The organism is Acidimicrobiales bacterium, assembly GCA_035540975.1.
In the GTDB taxonomy this organism is placed as follows: Bacteria; Actinomycetota; Acidimicrobiia; order Acidimicrobiales.
The window spans coordinates 22,497-39,029 of record DATLFN010000055.1 but is presented as its reverse complement, the minus strand read 5'-3'; the positions used below and the strand labels follow the sequence as shown (position 1 = coordinate 39,029).

Genomic DNA, 16,533 nt, shown 5'->3' with positions numbered 1-16,533 from the left:
TCGATCCTAGGGGGCGGCGCCGGCGGCCAGCACGGGGATGGAGCGCAGCCGGCGGGGACGGCCGGCCGCGTCGACCCGGGCCGGGCGGTGGACGGGCAGGGCCAGGCACGAGCCGCCCCGGACGAGGAGCAGCCGGCGCCGCGCGCACGTCCCGAGGAACGCGGCCAGCTCGGCGGTGCCGGCGCCGAGGCCGGAGGCGAGGCGGGCGACGTCGCCCAGGGGCTGGGCCCGGTCGCATGCCTCGAACACGGCGGCCCGCCACCCCGACAGCCGGGTCGTGCCCTCCGATCCGGGCCGGCGGTCGTCGACCACGACGCCACCGTCGCCGTCTGGGAACACCCACAGGTCGCCCCGGCGGCCGTCGGCCATCCAGCCCCGCACGAACTCCACCGCCGGGGCGGCGTAGGAGGCGGCGTCGCGTCCGTCCTCGTAGTCGAACTCGAAGTAGTAGGCGACCCGGGCCAGCGCGTCGGGCGGGAACGGGTAGAGGTGCCGGTACGGCTTCATGGGTCGGACGTTCACCATGCCGAACGCCGCCGGGTCCTCCGAGAAGGGGCTGAAGCGGTCCAGGCGGACGGGGCCGTAGGCCGTGGGCGGGTCGAGGAAGGTGACGCTCCGGAGCAGCCGCACCATCGCCTCGTAGTCCGCCGCCGTCTCGCCGGGGAACCCGTAGAGGAGGTTCCAGTCGGCCCGGATGCCGAACTCGCGGCACCACTTGAGGAGCTGGAGGTTGCGGAGGGCGGTGGTGCCCTTGCGCATCAGGTCGAGGACGTGGTCGCTCATGCTCTCGATGCCGGGCTGGATCTCCTCCACGCCGGCCGCCGCCAGGCCCCGGACCTGGGCGTGGCTGAGGTTGGCCTTCACCTCGTAGAACAGCCGCACGGCAAGCCCCTCGGCGGCGAGCATGGGCAGCAGGGTCCGGAAGTACCGCATGTCGAGGATGTTGTCGGTGACGTTCAGCCGGCCGATGCCGTGCCTCTCCGACAGCTCCCGGATCTCGGCCAGCGCCCGGTGGGCGCTCTTGCTGCGGAACGCCATCGAGCCGCCGTTCAGGCCGCAGAACGTGCAGTGCGACCTGGCTCCCCACCAGCACCCGCGGGCCGTCTCGACGAGCAGCGACGGCGCCAGCGAGGCGCCCGCCGGGCTCGCCTCCAGGCCGCGGAAGAAGGGGTCGAAGTCGGGGACGGGCAGGCCGTCGAGGTCCTCGACGGGCCGGGCCGGGCCGTTGGCCCGGGTGGCGCCGCCGCCGTCGCGCCACACGACGCCGGGCACGCTCGCCAGGTTGTGGCGGCCGGCGCCGAGGGCCCGGACGAGGGCAGGGAAGGACTCGTCCGACTCGCCCGAGCACACGACGTCGACGAACGGGAACCGGCGGTGGAGCTCCTCGCCCATCGGTCCCTCCCAGTTGGCCCCGCCGAACACGACGGTGCACCGCGGGTGCGCCTCCTTGACCCGGCGGGCGAGGGCGAGGGACGCGATGTTCTGCTCGAACGTCGAGGTGAAGCCGACGACGTCGTAGCGGTCCCACGGGACGGCCCGCAGGCAGTGGTCGAGGAACGGCTCGCAGTAGGCGCGCACCCGCAGGATCCGGCGGACCTCCTCGGCGCCGAGCCGCCACTCCCGGCGCAGCACCTCGTCGACGTAGGCGCCGTCGGCACCCGGGCGGTCGCCGTAGAGCGAGCGGGTGAACGCCCAGTCGCCGGCGAAGGCCGTGTACGGCAGCTCCCCGGCGGCCCACAGGTAGTCGTCCACGCCGGTGAACTCGGCGAAGGTGAACCCCAGGTAGCGGGTGTCGCACGCCACGCCGTCGCGGGCGAGGAGGGCGGCGAGGAGCCCGAGCCCGAGGCTGGGGCGCTCCAGGGCCCCGAACGGCATGCTGACCAGCAGCACCCTCGGGCGGCGGGGTGCCGCCGCCCCGCCGCCCGAGCGGCCCGGCTCCGCCGCTACGACGGTCGCCGGGTCACAGCCCGAGGTCCTCACCCGACTCGACGATCATGCGCTCGAGCTCGGCCACGTCCTCAGCCGACAGGGCGGGCCCGCCGGCGGCCGACTCGGCGGGGCCGACCGGGCCTTCGGGGCCGGGCAGGATGATGGGCTCGACGGGCCGGATGGGCTCGATGGGGCGGACGGGCTCCACCGGCCGGATGGGCTCCACCGGCCGGATGGGCTGGACGGGGACCACCGGCTGCACCGGCCGGATGGGCTGGATGGGGACGATGGGCTCCACCGGGCGGATGGGGCGGATGGGACCGAGGCAGCGGATCTTGGCGCTGAGCACCGCCTTGTTGGCGTCCACCAGCCCGGCGCCGGTGGCGATGTCGTAGCCGGCCGTCGCCGCGTTCCCCATGGCGTTGGTGCCGCTGGTGACGTCGCGTGCCGTCGCCATCAGGATCTGGCGGATGGCCGCCGGCGTGAGCGCGGGGCAGGCCTGGCGCATGAGCGCCACCACTCCCGCGATCTGGGGGGCGGCGGCCGACGTCCCGCTGAACGCGCCCCAGCCGTCGTTGTTCGCCGTCTCGTCGCCGTTGGGGTGGGTGCCGCCCGCCCGGCCGACGTCGATCTGGCAGCCGGCGGGGATGGGGAGCATGATGTAGGCGGCGCCCGGCGGGTCGCCCACCAGCCCGGACAGGTCGGGCACGTTGCGGCCCGGGTAGACGTTGCTGGCGAACCCGCTGGTGTACTGGGTGGCCCGGACGCTGCCGTCGAGGTTCATGAAGGCGCCTCCGGCGGACACCACGTCGGGGTGCTGGCCGGGGAAGCCGAAGCCGCCGTTGCCGGCCGAGAACACCACGACGATCCCCGACGCCACGGCGGCCGCCACCGCCGCCGCCAGGGCCTGGTTGGCCGCGCTGAGCGGGCCGTTCATCACGCTCGAGCCCCAGCTGCAGCTGATGACGTGGGGGTTGAGGGCGACGGCCGCGTTGAACGCGCCGGTGCTGTTGACGAAGTTGATCTTCACCATGGTGAAGTCGATGTCGGGCGCGGTGGCGAAGGCGTTGGCCGACTCGCCGGTGCCGTGGCCGTTCTCGTCCACGCCGGCGTTGGCGGCGGCCGGGCCGAGGATGGTGGGCGAGAACCGGTAGCCGCGCTGTACGAAGTACGGGTGCGGCTCCCAGCCCGAGTCCACCATGACGACCTTGATGTTCCTTCCGGTGGTCCCGCCCCGGTGCGCCTTGTCGGCGTTGCAGCCGAGCGACACGTCGCCCGGCACCCGGAGGTGGTGGTAGCTCTTCAGCGGCGCCAGGGCGTTGGGGGCGTGGAAGTAGACGGGCTCCTCGATGGCCACGCCCTCCAGCACGTCGGCCAGGGCGCTGCGCGACGGGTCGATGAGCCCCCGCATCTCGGTGTCCGTGCTGTCGTAGAAGGTGGCGGTGTCCTCCCGGCCTTCCGCCTTCACGACCGGGCGCTCCTCGGTCACCAGGCTGGTCGCGAACACCTGCTCGTAGAGCGCCGGCGGGCCGGCGATGTTGATGGTGAGCGGCGACACCTGGAGCACGTCGAACCCGGCGGCGCGCAGGCGGGTGACGGCACTGGCCGTCATCGCCTCCTCGGAGGCGAACGCCGGCACCACCTCCTGGGTGACGGGCTGCGCGTAGTCGAACAGCGACACGCCCCCGACCGAGCGAGGCGACGCCTGGGCGTACAGGACGGCGGGGGCCCGCTCCGGCCCCGCCGACGGCGACGGTGCCGACCGCTTCGACGGCCGGCGCTTGCGGCCGCCCGCGGACGCGGACGCGCCGGACGACTTCTTGGGCTGCGCCATGGGCGCCTCCTCCCCCTCGTGCCCCGGCGTGGTCCCGGAGTCGGTGCCAACTTGCCGCACGAGGGCGGTCAAGTCAACCGGTTCGTCGGCAGGTTCGGGGAGTGTCCGCTGGGTTGGCCTTGTGGCGTCTCCCGCCCCCGGCGGCGGCGTGGCCCCGCCCTGGTGGAGCGCCACCCCCGGCACCTCGACGTGCGCCCCGGGTCGCCGACCGGCCCCTCGGGTGCCCGTCGTCGACGGGGCGGGCGGAGCGCCAGGGGCGCCACGGCCTGTGACTCCGCTGTGGATTTGCCCAACTCGCCTCTCACCTGGGGTTTCGCGCGGCCTGGGCCGTTGACACGGTTGTAATTCCAGTGCTGTAATGGCTACCGCATCTCGTAGCCCCGCCGCCGCTGACCACAACATGTTGTGTCCCTGGGAGGGAACGGCGGGTGGGCAGGCCGTCGACCGGGCGGCTGCGACCCTACCGAAGACAGGAGGCTCACCCCATGGCCATGGCGCCCGAGCGCATGGGAATCGGCATCCGCCGCCACTTCACCACGGAGGGGACCCACCCCTACGACGAGGTGACGTGGGAGCGCAGGGACGCCCGCATCACCAACTACCTGGACGGCTCGGTGGCGTTCGAGCAGCTGGGCGTCGAGGTGCCGTCCACGTGGAGCGTGAACGCCACGAACATCCTGGCCCAGAAGTACTTCCGCGGGAACCCGGGCACGCCCGAGCGGGAGTCGTCGCTGCGCCAGGTGATCGACCGGGTGGCCGACACCATCACCGGGTGGGGCGTGAAGGACGGCTACTTCCTGGACCGGGCCGAGGCGGAGGCGTTCAACGCCGAGCTGAAGCACCTCGTCGTCAACCAGAAGGCCGCCTTCAACTCGCCGGTGTGGTTCAACATCGGCGTCGCCGGCCGGCCCGCCCAGGCGTCGGCGTGCTTCATCCTCGCCGTCGGCGACACCATGGACGAGATCCTCAACTGGTACGTCGAGGAGGGCGTCATCTTCAAGGGCGGGTCGGGCGCCGGGGTCAACCTCTCGAGGATCCGGTCGTCCAAGGAGCGCCTCAAGGGGGGCGGCACCGCGTCGGGCCCGGTGAGCTTCATGCGCGGCGCCGACGCGTCGGCGGGCACGATCAAGAGCGGAGGCGTCACCCGCCGGGCCGCCAAGATGGTGATCCTCGACGTCGACCACCCCGACATCGAGGAGTTCATCTGGTGCAAGGCCATCGAGGAGCGCAAGGCCCGCGCCCTGCGCGACGCCGGGTTCGACATGGACCTCGACGGGCGGGACAGCCACTCGATCCAGTACCAGAACGCCAACAACTCGGTGCGGGTCACCGACGAGTTCATGCAGGCCGTGGTGGACGACGCCGCGTGGGAGCTGACGTCGCGCACCACCGGTGAGGTCGTGCACACGGTCCGGGCCCGCGACCTCATGCGCCAGATCGCCCAGGCCACGTGGGAGTGCGCCGACCCCGGCATGCAGTTCGACACCACCATCAACCGCTGGCACACGGCCGCCAACACCGGCCGCATCAACGGCAGCAACCCGTGCTTCACCGGCGACTCGCTCGTCCACACCGACAAGGGCCTGGTCGCGTTCCGAGAGCTGTTCGGCCGGGTCAACGCCGGCGAGCAGTTCGCCGTCTACACGCACGACGTCACCAACCCCGACGCCCCGGCGTCGCGCCTGGCGCTCACCACGCCCGACGCGCTGATGATCACCGGGCTCAACCCCGTCGTCCGCCTTCGCTTCGACAACGGCATGGAGGTGCGCTGCACGCCGGCGCACCGCCTGTTCACGACCAACCGGGGCTACGTCGAGGCCTCCGAGCTCACGCCCGACGACGCCGTCCACGTGCTGGACCTGCCGGCGCCCGCCGTGAACGCCGACCGTGCCCTGCCCGTGCCCACCGACGTCGACGACTACCGCGGCAAGGGTGAGCACACCGACCTCCTGCGCCTCCCCGAGCAGTGGTCGTCGGAGTTCGCCCACTACCTCGGCTGGCTGGTGGGCGACGGGTGCACCACCGGCGCCAGCGCGGTCACCGTGTACGGGTCCACCGACGACCGCGTGGAGATCCTGCCGGCGCACCAGGACCTGCTCCACTGGGTCAACGGCGACCGGCCGCTCAAGGTCTCCGAGCAGGAGAACGGCACCGCCCAGCTGCGGCTCTCCCGGCGGCCGTTCAAGCGCTTCCTCGAGGCACTGGGCGTCGCCAGCGTGGCCGGTCCCCACAAGCGCGTGCCGTGGTCGGTGCAGCAGGCTCCGCCGGATGTGACGGCGTCGTTCCTGCGCGGCTTGTTCGACGCCGACGGCTGCGTACGGGTCGACGCCGGGAAGGGGAGCTACGTCGGGCTCGGGTCGACGTCCCGGGAGCTGCTGGTGGACGTCCAGCGCCTGCTCGTCACGTTCGGCGTGGCGAGCCGCATCTACGCCGTCCACCCCGGCTCCGAGACCGGGCACCTGCCGTACACGCGCAAGGACGGGACGGACGTCACCTACGGCCGTTCGCCGAGCTGGGACCTGCGCATCACCAGTCGCTCGATCGAGCGGTTCGCCGCCCACATCGGGTTCTCCCTCTCTCCGAAGTCCGCCTCGCTGGCGAGCGTCTGCACCGACCGCGTGCGCGGGTTCTACGCCGTCGACACGGCGGCCCGGTTGGTCGAGCGGACCGACGAGGGGGTCGAGCTGACCTACAACCTCAGCGAGCCGCGGAACCACTCGTACGTCGTGAACGGTCTCGTAGTCCGCAACTGCAGCGAGTACATGCACCTCGACAACTCAGCCTGCAACCTGGCCAGCCTCAACCTCCTCCGGTTCCTCGACCCCGACGGCACGTTCGACGTCGACGGGTTCCGGGCCGCCACGGCCGTGGTGTTCACGGCCCAGGAGATCCTGGTGGGCAACGCCGACTATCCCACCGAGAAGATCGCCGAGACCTCGCGGCGGTTCCGCCAGCTGGGCATCGGCTACGCCAACCTGGGCGCCCTGCTGATGGCCGAGGGGATGGCCTACGACTCGGACGAGGGCCGGGCGTGGGCGGCCGCCATCACCGCGCTGCTCACCGGCGGGGCCTACGCCACGTCGGCCCGCATCGCAGCCCGCATGGGGCCGTTCGCCGGGTTCCACGAGAACGCCGACCACATGCGGCGCGTGCTGCGCATGCACCGCGACGAGGTGGCGAAGATCGACGAGGAGAAGGTCCCCCCCGAGCTGTTGTCGGCGGCCCAGGAGGAGTGGGACGCGGCCGTCGACCTGGGCGACGTCTACGGCGTGCGCAACTCCCAGGCCAGCGTCCTCGCTCCCACGGGCTGCCTGGTGGGGGGCAGCCTGGTCGCCACGTCGCGCGGCCTCGTCCGCCTCCGGTCGCTCGGCGACGTCGAGGGTGCGAAGTGGCAGGACCTCGACGTCACCGTCCAGACCGACGAGGGGCCGCGGCAGACCAGCCGGTTCTACGTCAACGGCCTCGAGCCGGTGGTCACCGTCGAGACGGGCCGGGGCTACCGCATCCAGGGCACGCCGCAGCACCGCGTCAAGGTCGTCGATCCGCAGACGGGGACGTGGGACTGGAAGCGGTTGGCCGACATCGCCGAGGGCGACCTCGTCCCCCTCGGCCTCGACCAGCTGGTGGGGGAGCCGCAGGTCGTCCCGCTGCCCCCACTGCCGGAGGCGTACTGGACGGGTGAGCACGCGGCGTCGGCGCCCCGCCGGATGACGGCGGAGCTGGCGGAGCTGGTCGGCTACTTCATGGGCGACGGGTCGCTGCACGCCCGGGGCCTGCGCTTCTGCGTCACCGACGGCGACTTCGACGTCGTCGAGCGGCTCCGCCAGCTCGCCAAGGAGGTGTTCGGCCTCCCGGCGGCGGTCGCCCCGAAGCAGGGGTACACCGAGGTCCGCATCGACTCCGTGCGCGTCGTGCTGTGGTGGGAGGCGTGCGGGTTCGCCAAGCGCCTGCCGTCCGAGGGGCACCAGGGCAAGGGCCACGTCCCGCACATCCCCGACGCCGTCCTCCACGCCAACGACCGCGAGGTGTATGCCGCCTTCCTGCGGGGCCTGTTCGAGGCGGACGGCACCGTCACGAACGGGTACCCGGTGTGGAGCACCACGTCGATGGGCTTCTCCCGGGACGTCCAGTCGTTGCTGCTCGCCCTCGGCTTCCCCACAACCCGCAAGGTGGACGACAAGCGCACCGGGTGGGGGACCGCACCCCTCGCCGCAGTCGGGCTGCTGAACCTGAGCTCCTCGACCGGCTGGCTCGAGCAGATCGGCTTCATGGGGAGCCGGAAGACGGGCCTGCTCCTGGCCGTCGACACCGCCCAGAGCGGGCGCCACGACCACGTCCCGCTCACCCGCGAGCTGGTCGACCGCCTGGCGCCCGGGAACGACCGGCTGCGCCGCCTGCTGCTCATGGAGGTTGCCCGGGGACGGGTGTCGCGCCGGATCGCCACGCAGCTGTACGAGCGCACCGGCGACCCCGAGCTCGGTCGCCTGCTGCGCTTCTTCTACGACCGGGTCGCCTCGGTCGCCCTGGGTGACGAGGAGCTCACGTACGACCTGTCCGTGCCCGACAACCTCACCTACCTGGCCAACGGGTTCGTGAGCCACAACACCATCGGCCTGCTGATGGACTGCGACACCACCGGCATCGAGCCCGACCTCGGCCTCGTCAAGTCGAAGAAGCTGGTGGGCGGCGGCACCATGCAGATCGTCAACCAGACGGTCCCCCGGGCCCTCCGCCGCCTCGGCTACACCGACGAGCAGGTGGGCGACATCGTCGCCCACATCGACGCCAACAAGTCGGCCCTCGGTGCGCCGCACCTGTCGGCCGACCACCTGTCGGTGTTCGCCTGCTCGATGGGCGACAACACCATCCACCACACCGGCCACGTGCGCATGATGGCGGCCGTCCAGCCATTCATCTCGGGCGCCATCTCCAAGACGGTGAACCTGCCCGAGTCGGCCACGGTCGAGGAGCTGGAGCAGCTGCACATCGATGCCTGGCGCATGGGTGTCAAGGCGCTGGCCGTCTACCGGGACAACTGCAAGGTGGCCCAGCCCCTGTCGAGCGTGAAGAAGGACGCCCCCAAGTCGGAGGCGCAGGCCCACGACCAGGAGCTGGCCGTGAAGGTCGCCGAGCTGGAGAAGGCGTTGAACCGCCAGACGGTGGTCGTGAAGCAGCCCATCCGGGAGCGGCTGCCGCGGCGGCGCCGCTCGTACACGTTCGCCTTCCGGGTGGCCGACTGCGAGGGCTACGTCACCGTGGGCGAGTACGACGACGGGCGCCCGGGCGAGGTGTTCATGAAGGTGTCCAAGCAGGGGTCGACCCTTGCCGGGGTGATGGACGCCTTCTCCATCTCGGTGTCGCTCGGGCTCCAGCACGGCGTGCCGCTGAAGACCTACGTCCAGAAGTACACGAACATGCGCTTCGAGCCGGCCGGCATGACCGACGACCCCGACCTGCGCATCGCCTCGTCACTGGTGGACTACATCTTCCGCCGGCTGGCCGTCGACTACCTGCCCGTGGAGGAGCGGGCCGAGCTCGGGATCCTCACCACGTCCGAGCGCACCCAGCCCACCCTGCCCGGCGTGGAGGAGACGGCCACCCGGGACGAGCCGGTGGTCGACGCTCCCCGCATCGCCCCGCCGGCCGCCCACAGCGACGCCCCCTTCTGCATGACCTGCGGCGTGCAGATGGTCCGGGCCGGCAGCTGCCACGCCTGCCCCTCGTGCGGGAGCACCAGCGGCTGCTCGTAGTGAGAACTCGCGCCAGGTGACACTCCGAATTCGCGGAAAGCGAGACCCCGCTTCGCGGTTGGTGACAGCCCGGTTCGTGAACGGTGACGAACCTGTAGCAATCCACACCAAGACGGCCCCGGGGTCTCCCCGGGCCGTCCTGGTTCGCTAGTCGAACCGGTAGCCGCGCCTCACATGGCGCCGTGGTTGCGCGTCCAGACGGGGACGGGACCGTCGCTACGGCGAACCAGCCACGCGACAAGGGAGCAAGCACGACGGCGATCGAGGTCTCCAAGGCGCACGCGAACAGCGTGCCGGGGGGTGACAGCTCTGTCGTCGAACGGCTCGCCCTCGTCGAGTTCCTACTGTCGCCAGGCCGCCCCTGCTCGAACTCGACATTCTTGCGACGACCGTCCTTGAGGCGCTGTACGACGGGCCAGTCACGGTGACCAGGCGCGGCCCAGGCCAGCGCCGGTCGACGCGGATCGCACCTCCTTCGGGGTCCCGGCGACGTCCGGGCGTTCGCGGATGGGCGACACGCCCCCTCCCTCGACGGTCGACACGTGCCGCGCGTCGCCAGACCAATCACCCCGGACAGCCCGGCAGGCCACCACCGAGCGGCCGCCCCGCGGCGCAGCCGCTCAGCTCCAGGTGATCCACTTGGGGTCGAGCGTCTCGCCCAGCGGCGGGTCCCACCGGGGCGGGGGCAGGCCGAGGCCGGCGGCGGCCTCCGGCGGTGGGGCTCCGGGCGCGCGGGGGCTGGGACCTCGCAGGGGCCGCCCCCGGTGGTCGGTGAACACCAGGCCGTCGGGAGTGGTGGGGTCGCCGTCGATGCCCAGCCGGCCCTGGTGGTGCAGGCGGTGGTGGGCGGGACACAGGCAGCACAGGTTCTCGGGCACCGTGAGCCCGCCGTCCTCGTGGTGGACCAGGTGGTGGACGTGCAGCCAGCGGCGCCGCCCGCACCCGGGTACCCGGCAGCCGCCGTCGCGGTGCTCGATCAGCGCCCGCAGCCGGTCGTCCACCGTGCGCCGGCGGGCGAACACGTGCACCGGGGTGCCGTTGCGCTCCGCCACCACCCGGGTGGTGGCGTCGCAGGTGAGGTAGTCGCGCAGCGACGCCGCCAGCACCGGTCCCAGGTGGAGGCGGGCCCGCTCGGGATCCTCGGCGTTGGCGTGGAGGATGACCTGGAAGCGGTCGGCGGGCAGCCGCCCCGTTCCTTCGATGTTCGACAGGGCGGCCTCGGCCAGATGCACCAGGGCGTCGGCCCATCCCACCGTGTCGGCGCCGCCGTGGCGGAACAGGAAGTCACGCGACGCCTCCAGCGCCTTTTGCACCACCGCCCCCTCGTCGGGGGGCAGCAGGACGCGGGCGCACCACCGTCCGTCCTCGCCGTTGTGGAACGACACCTCGCGCCGACCGGGCGTGTCGCCCGCGTCGGATCCGGCGTCGCCCTCCTCGCCGGCCACCGGCTCCCGGTCGGGCACCGGATCCGGAGCCGGCTCGGCCGGCACCACGGTGGGCAGGATGCGCCGCAGCTGGCCGACGGTGCAGCGCCGGGCCAGCTCGGTGACCTCGGCGTCGTGGGCGGGATCGACGTGGCGGCAGACCACACCCGCCTGGTCCTCGCTCAGCGACCCCTCGGCGAAGGCGGCGGCTGCCACCGGCAGATCGGCCAGGGCCCGGGCGAGGGACACCAGGCGCCGGGCCCGGGCCGAGCTCACCCCGCAGCGCAGGGCCACCCACTGCTCGGGCGAGCAGATGCCGTCGCCCTCCCACCCGCCCCCCTCCAGGGCGTCGGCGATGGCGGCCACCAGCTCGGCCGTGGCCGCGTTGACCAGGCCCATGGCCGCCGACAGGCGCTCCTCGGGCCCGTCGCACACGACGCGGGGGCTCCCGCCCGGCGGGTCGACCAGCCCGATTCCCATGCCGCCATTGTACCAAACATGTGTTCGATCCGCCACCGGTATTTGCCGAAATGATGGCTCCCTTCCTTGACGTTGACGTGAGGCCCCGACATCGCCGGCATCAGATCCCCACATGGACCCCAGGGCCCGTACGGGGATCACGGCCCGAGCGGCTCGCGCTCGCCTACCGTCGGCGGTATGACCTTGCGGGACTGGTTGGCCGAGCACCCGCCGCCCGACGGCGCGTTCACCCAGACGTCGGCGGGCGTGGCGCGACGCGCCGTGGCCGGCGAGGCGTTCCTGCCCGCGGTTCGCGAGCTGCTCGACGAGTTCTCGCTGCTCCAGACCGACGGACAACGGGCCCGCGCCCTCGCCGAGCGCCCGCCGCCGACCGGCGACCCTCGCCACGACGCCTTCCTCGGTGCGCTGGCCGAGCACCTGGCCGCCACCGCCGGCGTCGATCGACCGGCGTGGGGGTGCGAGCCCGACCGCTTCCTGGACCGGTTCTGGTTCGTGAGCACGGTGAAGGGCTTCCGGGCCGCCGCCCTCGCAGAGGCGCCGGCCGCCTTCCGGCGACGGGGCGTCTTCGTCCCGCGTCGCTCGCTGGAGCGGTGCTGAGCGGTGGACCGGGACGACATCGCCGCCCTGACCGCCCTCGGGCGTCGCCTCCACGCCCAGGGCCTGACGGGCGACATGTACGTCGTCGGGGGCGCCGCCATCGCCCTGGCCTTCGCCGAACGACGCTCGACCCGCGACGTCGACGCCGTCTTCGAGCCGAAGACGGCGGTCTACCGGGCGGCTGGGGAAGTCGCCGCCCAACTCGGACTGCCCGCCGGGTGGCTCAACGACGCCGTCAAGGGCTTCCTGGCCGGCGACGACCCACTCGCCGCCCCGGTCCTCGACGTCCCCGGCCTGCGGTGCATGGTCGCCCCGCCGGAGATGCCCCTCGCCCTGAAGGTCCTCGCCCACCGGATCGGCGAGGACGAGGACGACGTCCGCCTCCTGGCCCGCCACCTCGGCCTGTCGACGGCAGCCCAGGTGCTCGCCGTGGCCGAGCAGCGGATGGGCGACCGCCTCGACGTCGCCGCCCGCTTCTTCGTCGAGGAGCTGTTCGGGAGCGACTGACTCCCCCGCCCGTCACCCCGGGGAGCCGGCCCGCAACCCTTCCAGCCACGCCCAGCAGCGGTCGACCCCGGCCCGCAGGTCCTCGATCGTCCCCGAGTTGTCCACCACGAACCCCGCCAGCGCCAGCCTCTCCTCCCGTGACGTCTGGGCGGCGACGCGGGCCCGGGCGTCGGCCTCGGGCATGCCCCGCTGCGCCACCAGGCGGGCCACGGCCACGTCCTCGGGGCAGTCGACCACGATCACCGACGCCAGGCCGGCCCGGGACGCCGGCGACTCGACCAGCAGCGGGATCTCCACCACGACGACCCGGCCAGCGCCGCCCGACGCCGCAAGCGCCGCCACCCGCGACGCCACGCCCGCCCGCACGGCCGGGTGGACGATGGCCTCCAGGTCCCGGCGGGCGGCCGGGTCGGCGAACACGACGGCGGCCAGGGCGGCCCGGTCGAGCCGCCCGCCCTCGCCGACCACGCCGGGGCCGAACCGCTCCACCACCGCCGGGTAGGCGGGTCCGTCCGGCTCCACCGCGGCCCGGGCGAGGGCGTCGGCGTCGACGGTGGCGGCGCCCCGCTCGGCCAGGAGGTCGGCGACGGTGGACTTCCCGGACCCGATGCCGCCGGTGAGCCCGACGACCAGCACCGGACGGCTACGAGCCGCCGGGGGCGTCCTCGCCGGCGTCGGCGGCGACGGGATCAGCAGGGGCAGCGACGGGGTCGGCGCCGTCGGCAGGCTCGTCCTCCGCCCTGGCGGCGCCGCCGAAGCCGGTCCCGGCGGCCTCCTCGGCCGCGCTGAGCTGGGCGGCGTAGTCGGCCCACGCCGCCTGCGCCTCGGTCTCCGGCTCGAACTCCACGGCGCCGATGTAGTTGCCCTGCTCGTCGTAGGCGTGCTCGCCGAAGTGCTCCCGGTACTCGGCCGCCACCTCGCCGCCCTCGGCCGCCTGCTTGATCGACAGGCTGATGCGCCGGCGCTGGAGGTCGATGTCGATGATCTTCACCCACAGCTCCTCGCCGGGGGTGACCACCTGCTCGGGCAGGTCGACGTGGTGGGCCGCCATCTCCGAGATGTGCACCAGGCCCTCGATGCCCTCGCCGACCTGCACGAAGGCGCCGAAAGGCACCAGCTTGGTGACCCGACCGTAGACCAGCTCCCCCACCCGGTGGGCGTTGGCGAACTCCTGCCAGGGGTCCTGCTGGGTGGCCTTGAGCGACAGGCTGATGCGCTCCTTGTCGAGGTCGACGTCCAGCACCTGGACGCTGATCTCGTCGCCCACCGCCACCACTGACGACGGGTGGTCGACGTGCTTCCACGACAGCTCCGACACGTGCACCAGTCCGTCCATGCCGCCCAGGTCGACGAAGGCGCCGAAGTTCACGACCGACGAGACCACGCCCTTGCGCACCTCGCCCGGCTTGAGGTTCTCGAGGAACTCCTCCCGCTGCTCCTTCTGGGTCTCCTCCAGCCACGCCCGCCGGGACAGCACCACGTTGTTCCGGTTCTTGTCCAGCTCGATGATCTTGGCCTCGAGGCTCTTGCCGACGTAGGGCTGGAGGTCCCGCACCCGGCGCAGCTCCACGAGGGAGGCGGGCAGGAAGCCCCGCAGGCCGATGTCGAGGATCAGGCCGCCCTTGACCACCTCGATGACGGGGCCGGACACGACGCCGCCCGACTCCTTGATGCGCTCGATCGTCCCCCACGCCCGCTCGTACTGGGCCCGCTTCTTGGACAGGACCAGGCGGCCCTCCTTGTCCTCCTTCTGGAGGACCAGGGCCTCGATCTCCTCGCCCAGCGACACGATCTCGCTCGGGTCGACGTCGTGGCGGATGGACAGCTCGCGGGCGGGGATGACGCCCTCGGACTTGAACCCGATGTCCAGCAGCACCTCGTCCTTGTCCACCTTGACGACGGTGCCCTTGACGATGTCGCCGTCCTCGAACAGCACGATGGTGCCGGCGATGGCGTCCTCGAACGACATCTCACCCAGGTCGTCCTGGGTGATCTGCTTGGGCGTGTACTTCCCCTCGTCGTCGAAGCTGCCCATGGCGCCCTCGGCGGGCGCGGCGTCGGTGGGGTCCTGCTGGGGCTGGTCGGACATGCGCTCGGTCGCTCTCTTTCCGGACGGACCACGGCCAGCGCTCGTCGCCGGGCGTGGTCCGGACCAGGGTACTACCGCCCCGGCCGGGAACCGCTCGGCGCCCCCCGGTCCCGCCGGCCCCGCCGAAGCGGATGTATCAGTCGGGCCCGGTGGCGCTCTCCCCCGATGCCCGGCGCGATGCCCGTCCGGGCGACCACATCGATCCCGGGGAGGCCCATCCATGTCCGACCACCTCCGCGACGCCGCCGTCCGCGGCGTCTCCGACGTCTACGTGCCGACCATCGCCGAGCTGCACGAGGCGTTCTTCCTGCGCTCGACCGTGCGGATCCTCGTCGTCGTCGACAGCGAGATCTCGCTCACCGAGGGCCCCTCCGCGTTCGGCGTCGGGCGCGTCGTCCGGCTCCTGCGGGAGTCGACCGTCGGCTGCACGTCGTTCCGCGTCGACCTGGCCCGCCGCAACAACGCGGCCTTCACCGTCAACGCCAGCCCGGCGCCCAACCAGCCCCGCTACGAGGGCTTCCGGTTCAACTCCCAGGACGGCGGCGCCCCCGTGCTCAACCGCTACGACGAGGTCTGGTGCTTCGGCTTCAAGCCCGGCAACGACGCCGGTCCCGACGCCAACATCACCTCGGCGCTCGCCCTGCCCGCGTCCGACGCCGAGCTCGAGGCCCTCACCCGCTGGATGAACGAGCGCCGGGGCGGGCTGCTCGCCATGGGCGACCACGACTACCTCGGCGCCTCCATGTGCCACCGCATCCCGCGCATCCGCTCCATGCGGCGGTGGACCAACGCCCAGGGCGTCCCGCCCATCGGCGGCGAGTTCGACGCCGACACCGCCCTGCGCCACGACACCAACCAGCCCTTCACGCCCGCCCAGGTCAGCGGCGGGGCCGAGATCCCCTTCTCCGTCCAGGAGGACTCCAAGCCCCAGTCCATCGACTGGGTGCCGTGGATCTCCCAGCAGGTGTCGATCTTCAAGGTGAACCAGCGGCCGCACCCGATCCTGTGCCACCCGACCCACGGGCCCATCGACGTCATGCCCGACCACCCGCACGAGGGCTGGAACTACGAGGACGACGAGATCGACCTGACCGCCACCTACGCCTTCGGCGCCCTGTCGGGCGACGAGTACCCGATGGTCGGCGCCAACCGGCCGTCGCCCGTGGTGATCGCCCACGGCACCACCACGCCCAACCCGCCGTTCAACCTGGAGAAGGGCCCGTCGCCCAAGAAGCGCTTCGCCATGGTGACGGCCTACGACGGCCACCAGGCCAACGTGGGGCGGGTCGTCACCGACACCACCTGGCACCACTGGTTCGACGAGAACATCACGGCCATCGAGGCGGCCGGCGGCGCCAACTGGGACAAGATCAGCCGCTACTACCTGAACGTGGCGACGTGGCTGGCGCCTCCGGGCCGGCGCGACTGGTGCATCGTCTTCGAGGCGGTCAAGAGCCAGTTCTCCTACCTCGGCTTCCAGGAGTACAAGCGGGGCGCCAGCGTCTTCGAGCTGGGGCGGCCGCTCCACGCCCAGCTCTCCCGGTACCTGGGCCCGTGCTGGGTCACCAGCTGGGTGTTCGACCGCCTCGCCCTGGTCGACGACGACATCTGGGCGTGGCTCAAGAACCACCTCTTCTGGAAGAAGGGCATCCCGGTCCCCGGCGGCGACCCGTGCCTGTCGTGCCCGCCCTTCGAGCTGTTCGAGATCGCCGTCCTCGGCGGCCTCGTCCGGGCCACGTTCGAGGCCACCGACAAGGTGAAGGCCCAGCTCGAGAAGGCCCCGGGCCGCAAGGCCAAGCTGGACGCCGACCGGCTCCTCCGCCTCCAGGACGAGGGCGCCGCGGTCGGGGTCAAGGAGCTCCGGCGGGCCCTCGCCCACTCCGTCGAGGAGCTCAAGCCCCTGCTCGGGTGACTCCGGACGGC

9 protein-coding genes are annotated in these 16,533 nt (G+C 72.6%); 4 read left to right on the top strand and 5 right to left on the bottom strand.

Annotation, left to right across the window (positions count from 1 at the left end; all coding sequences use genetic code 11):
- Positions 1 to 6: 6 nt before the first annotated feature.
- Entirely contained in the window at positions 7 to 1,980 is a 1,974-nt protein-coding gene (locus VM242_06790; GenBank protein ID HVM04857.1) for a RiPP maturation radical SAM C-methyltransferase, read from the bottom strand.
- Positions 1,961 to 3,763: a S8 family serine peptidase gene (locus VM242_06785; GenBank protein HVM04856.1), complete on the bottom strand. Its 1,803-nt coding sequence runs from the start codon at positions 3,761 to 3,763 to the stop codon at positions 1,961 to 1,963. Before VM242_06785 ends, VM242_06790 begins: the two co-directional genes overlap by 20 nt.
- 485 nt (positions 3,764 to 4,248) lie before the next feature.
- On the opposite strand from VM242_06785, the gene VM242_06780 reads away from it, so the two are divergent.
- The gene (locus VM242_06780; GenBank protein ID HVM04855.1) at positions 4,249 to 9,513 is read left to right on the top strand and encodes an LAGLIDADG family homing endonuclease; all 5,265 of its coding nucleotides are present in this window, start codon (positions 4,249 to 4,251) and stop codon (positions 9,511 to 9,513) included.
- A 620-nt stretch (positions 9,514 to 10,133) separates the two neighbouring features.
- Here VM242_06780 and VM242_06775 read toward each other — a convergent pair.
- Complete coding sequence (locus VM242_06775) at positions 10,134 to 11,417, bottom strand: DUF222 domain-containing protein (GenBank protein ID HVM04854.1); 1,284 nt, start codon at positions 11,415 to 11,417, stop codon at positions 10,134 to 10,136.
- A 177-nt stretch (positions 11,418 to 11,594) separates the two neighbouring features.
- Here VM242_06775 and VM242_06770 point away from each other — a divergent pair, with 177 nt between their 5' ends.
- Both VM242_06770 and VM242_06765 read left to right on the top strand, forming a co-directional pair.
- Positions 11,595 to 12,014, top strand: a complete 420-nt coding sequence (locus VM242_06770; protein HVM04853.1) for a hypothetical protein — start codon at positions 11,595 to 11,597, stop codon at positions 12,012 to 12,014.
- A 3-nt stretch (positions 12,015 to 12,017) separates the two neighbouring features.
- A complete protein-coding gene (locus VM242_06765; protein ID HVM04852.1) occupies positions 12,018 to 12,521 on the top strand; it encodes a hypothetical protein in 504 nt (167 codons plus the stop codon).
- A 12-nt stretch (positions 12,522 to 12,533) separates the two neighbouring features.
- Here VM242_06765 and coaE read toward each other — a convergent pair whose 3' ends face one another.
- Positions 12,534 to 13,157, bottom strand: coding sequence for a dephospho-CoA kinase (gene coaE, locus VM242_06760; protein ID HVM04851.1), 624 nt, complete (start codon positions 13,155 to 13,157; stop codon positions 12,534 to 12,536).
- A 7-nt stretch (positions 13,158 to 13,164) separates the two neighbouring features.
- Positions 13,165 to 14,610 carry a 30S ribosomal protein S1 gene (rpsA, locus tag VM242_06755; protein ID HVM04850.1) on the bottom strand — a complete coding sequence of 482 codons (1,446 nt, stop codon included), beginning with the start codon at positions 14,608 to 14,610 and terminating at the stop codon, positions 13,165 to 13,167.
- 220 nt (positions 14,611 to 14,830) lie between these two features.
- On the opposite strand from rpsA, the gene VM242_06750 reads away from it, so the two are divergent.
- Positions 14,831 to 16,522: a hypothetical protein gene (locus VM242_06750; GenBank protein HVM04849.1), complete on the top strand. Its 1,692-nt coding sequence runs from the start codon at positions 14,831 to 14,833 to the stop codon at positions 16,520 to 16,522.
- Positions 16,523 to 16,533 lie beyond the last annotated feature (11 nt).

Bases quoted from the DNA above. Each gene is read 5' to 3' on its own strand.
- VM242_06785 (HVM04856.1), bottom strand. From the start codon at position 3,763: ATGGCGCAGCCCAAGAAGTCGTCCGGCGCGTCCGCGTCCGCGGGCGGC.
- VM242_06780 (HVM04855.1), top strand. From the start codon at position 4,249: ATGGCCATGGCGCCCGAGCGCATGGGAATCGGCATCCGCCGCCACTTC.
- VM242_06775 (HVM04854.1), bottom strand. From the start codon at position 11,417: ATGGGAATCGGGCTGGTCGACCCGCCGGGCGGGAGCCCCCGCGTCGTG.
- VM242_06770 (HVM04853.1), top strand. From the start codon at position 11,595: ATGACCTTGCGGGACTGGTTGGCCGAGCACCCGCCGCCCGACGGCGCG.
- rpsA (HVM04850.1), bottom strand. From the start codon at position 14,610: ATGTCCGACCAGCCCCAGCAGGACCCCACCGACGCCGCGCCCGCCGAG.
- VM242_06750 (HVM04849.1), top strand. From the start codon at position 14,831: ATGTCCGACCACCTCCGCGACGCCGCCGTCCGCGGCGTCTCCGACGTC.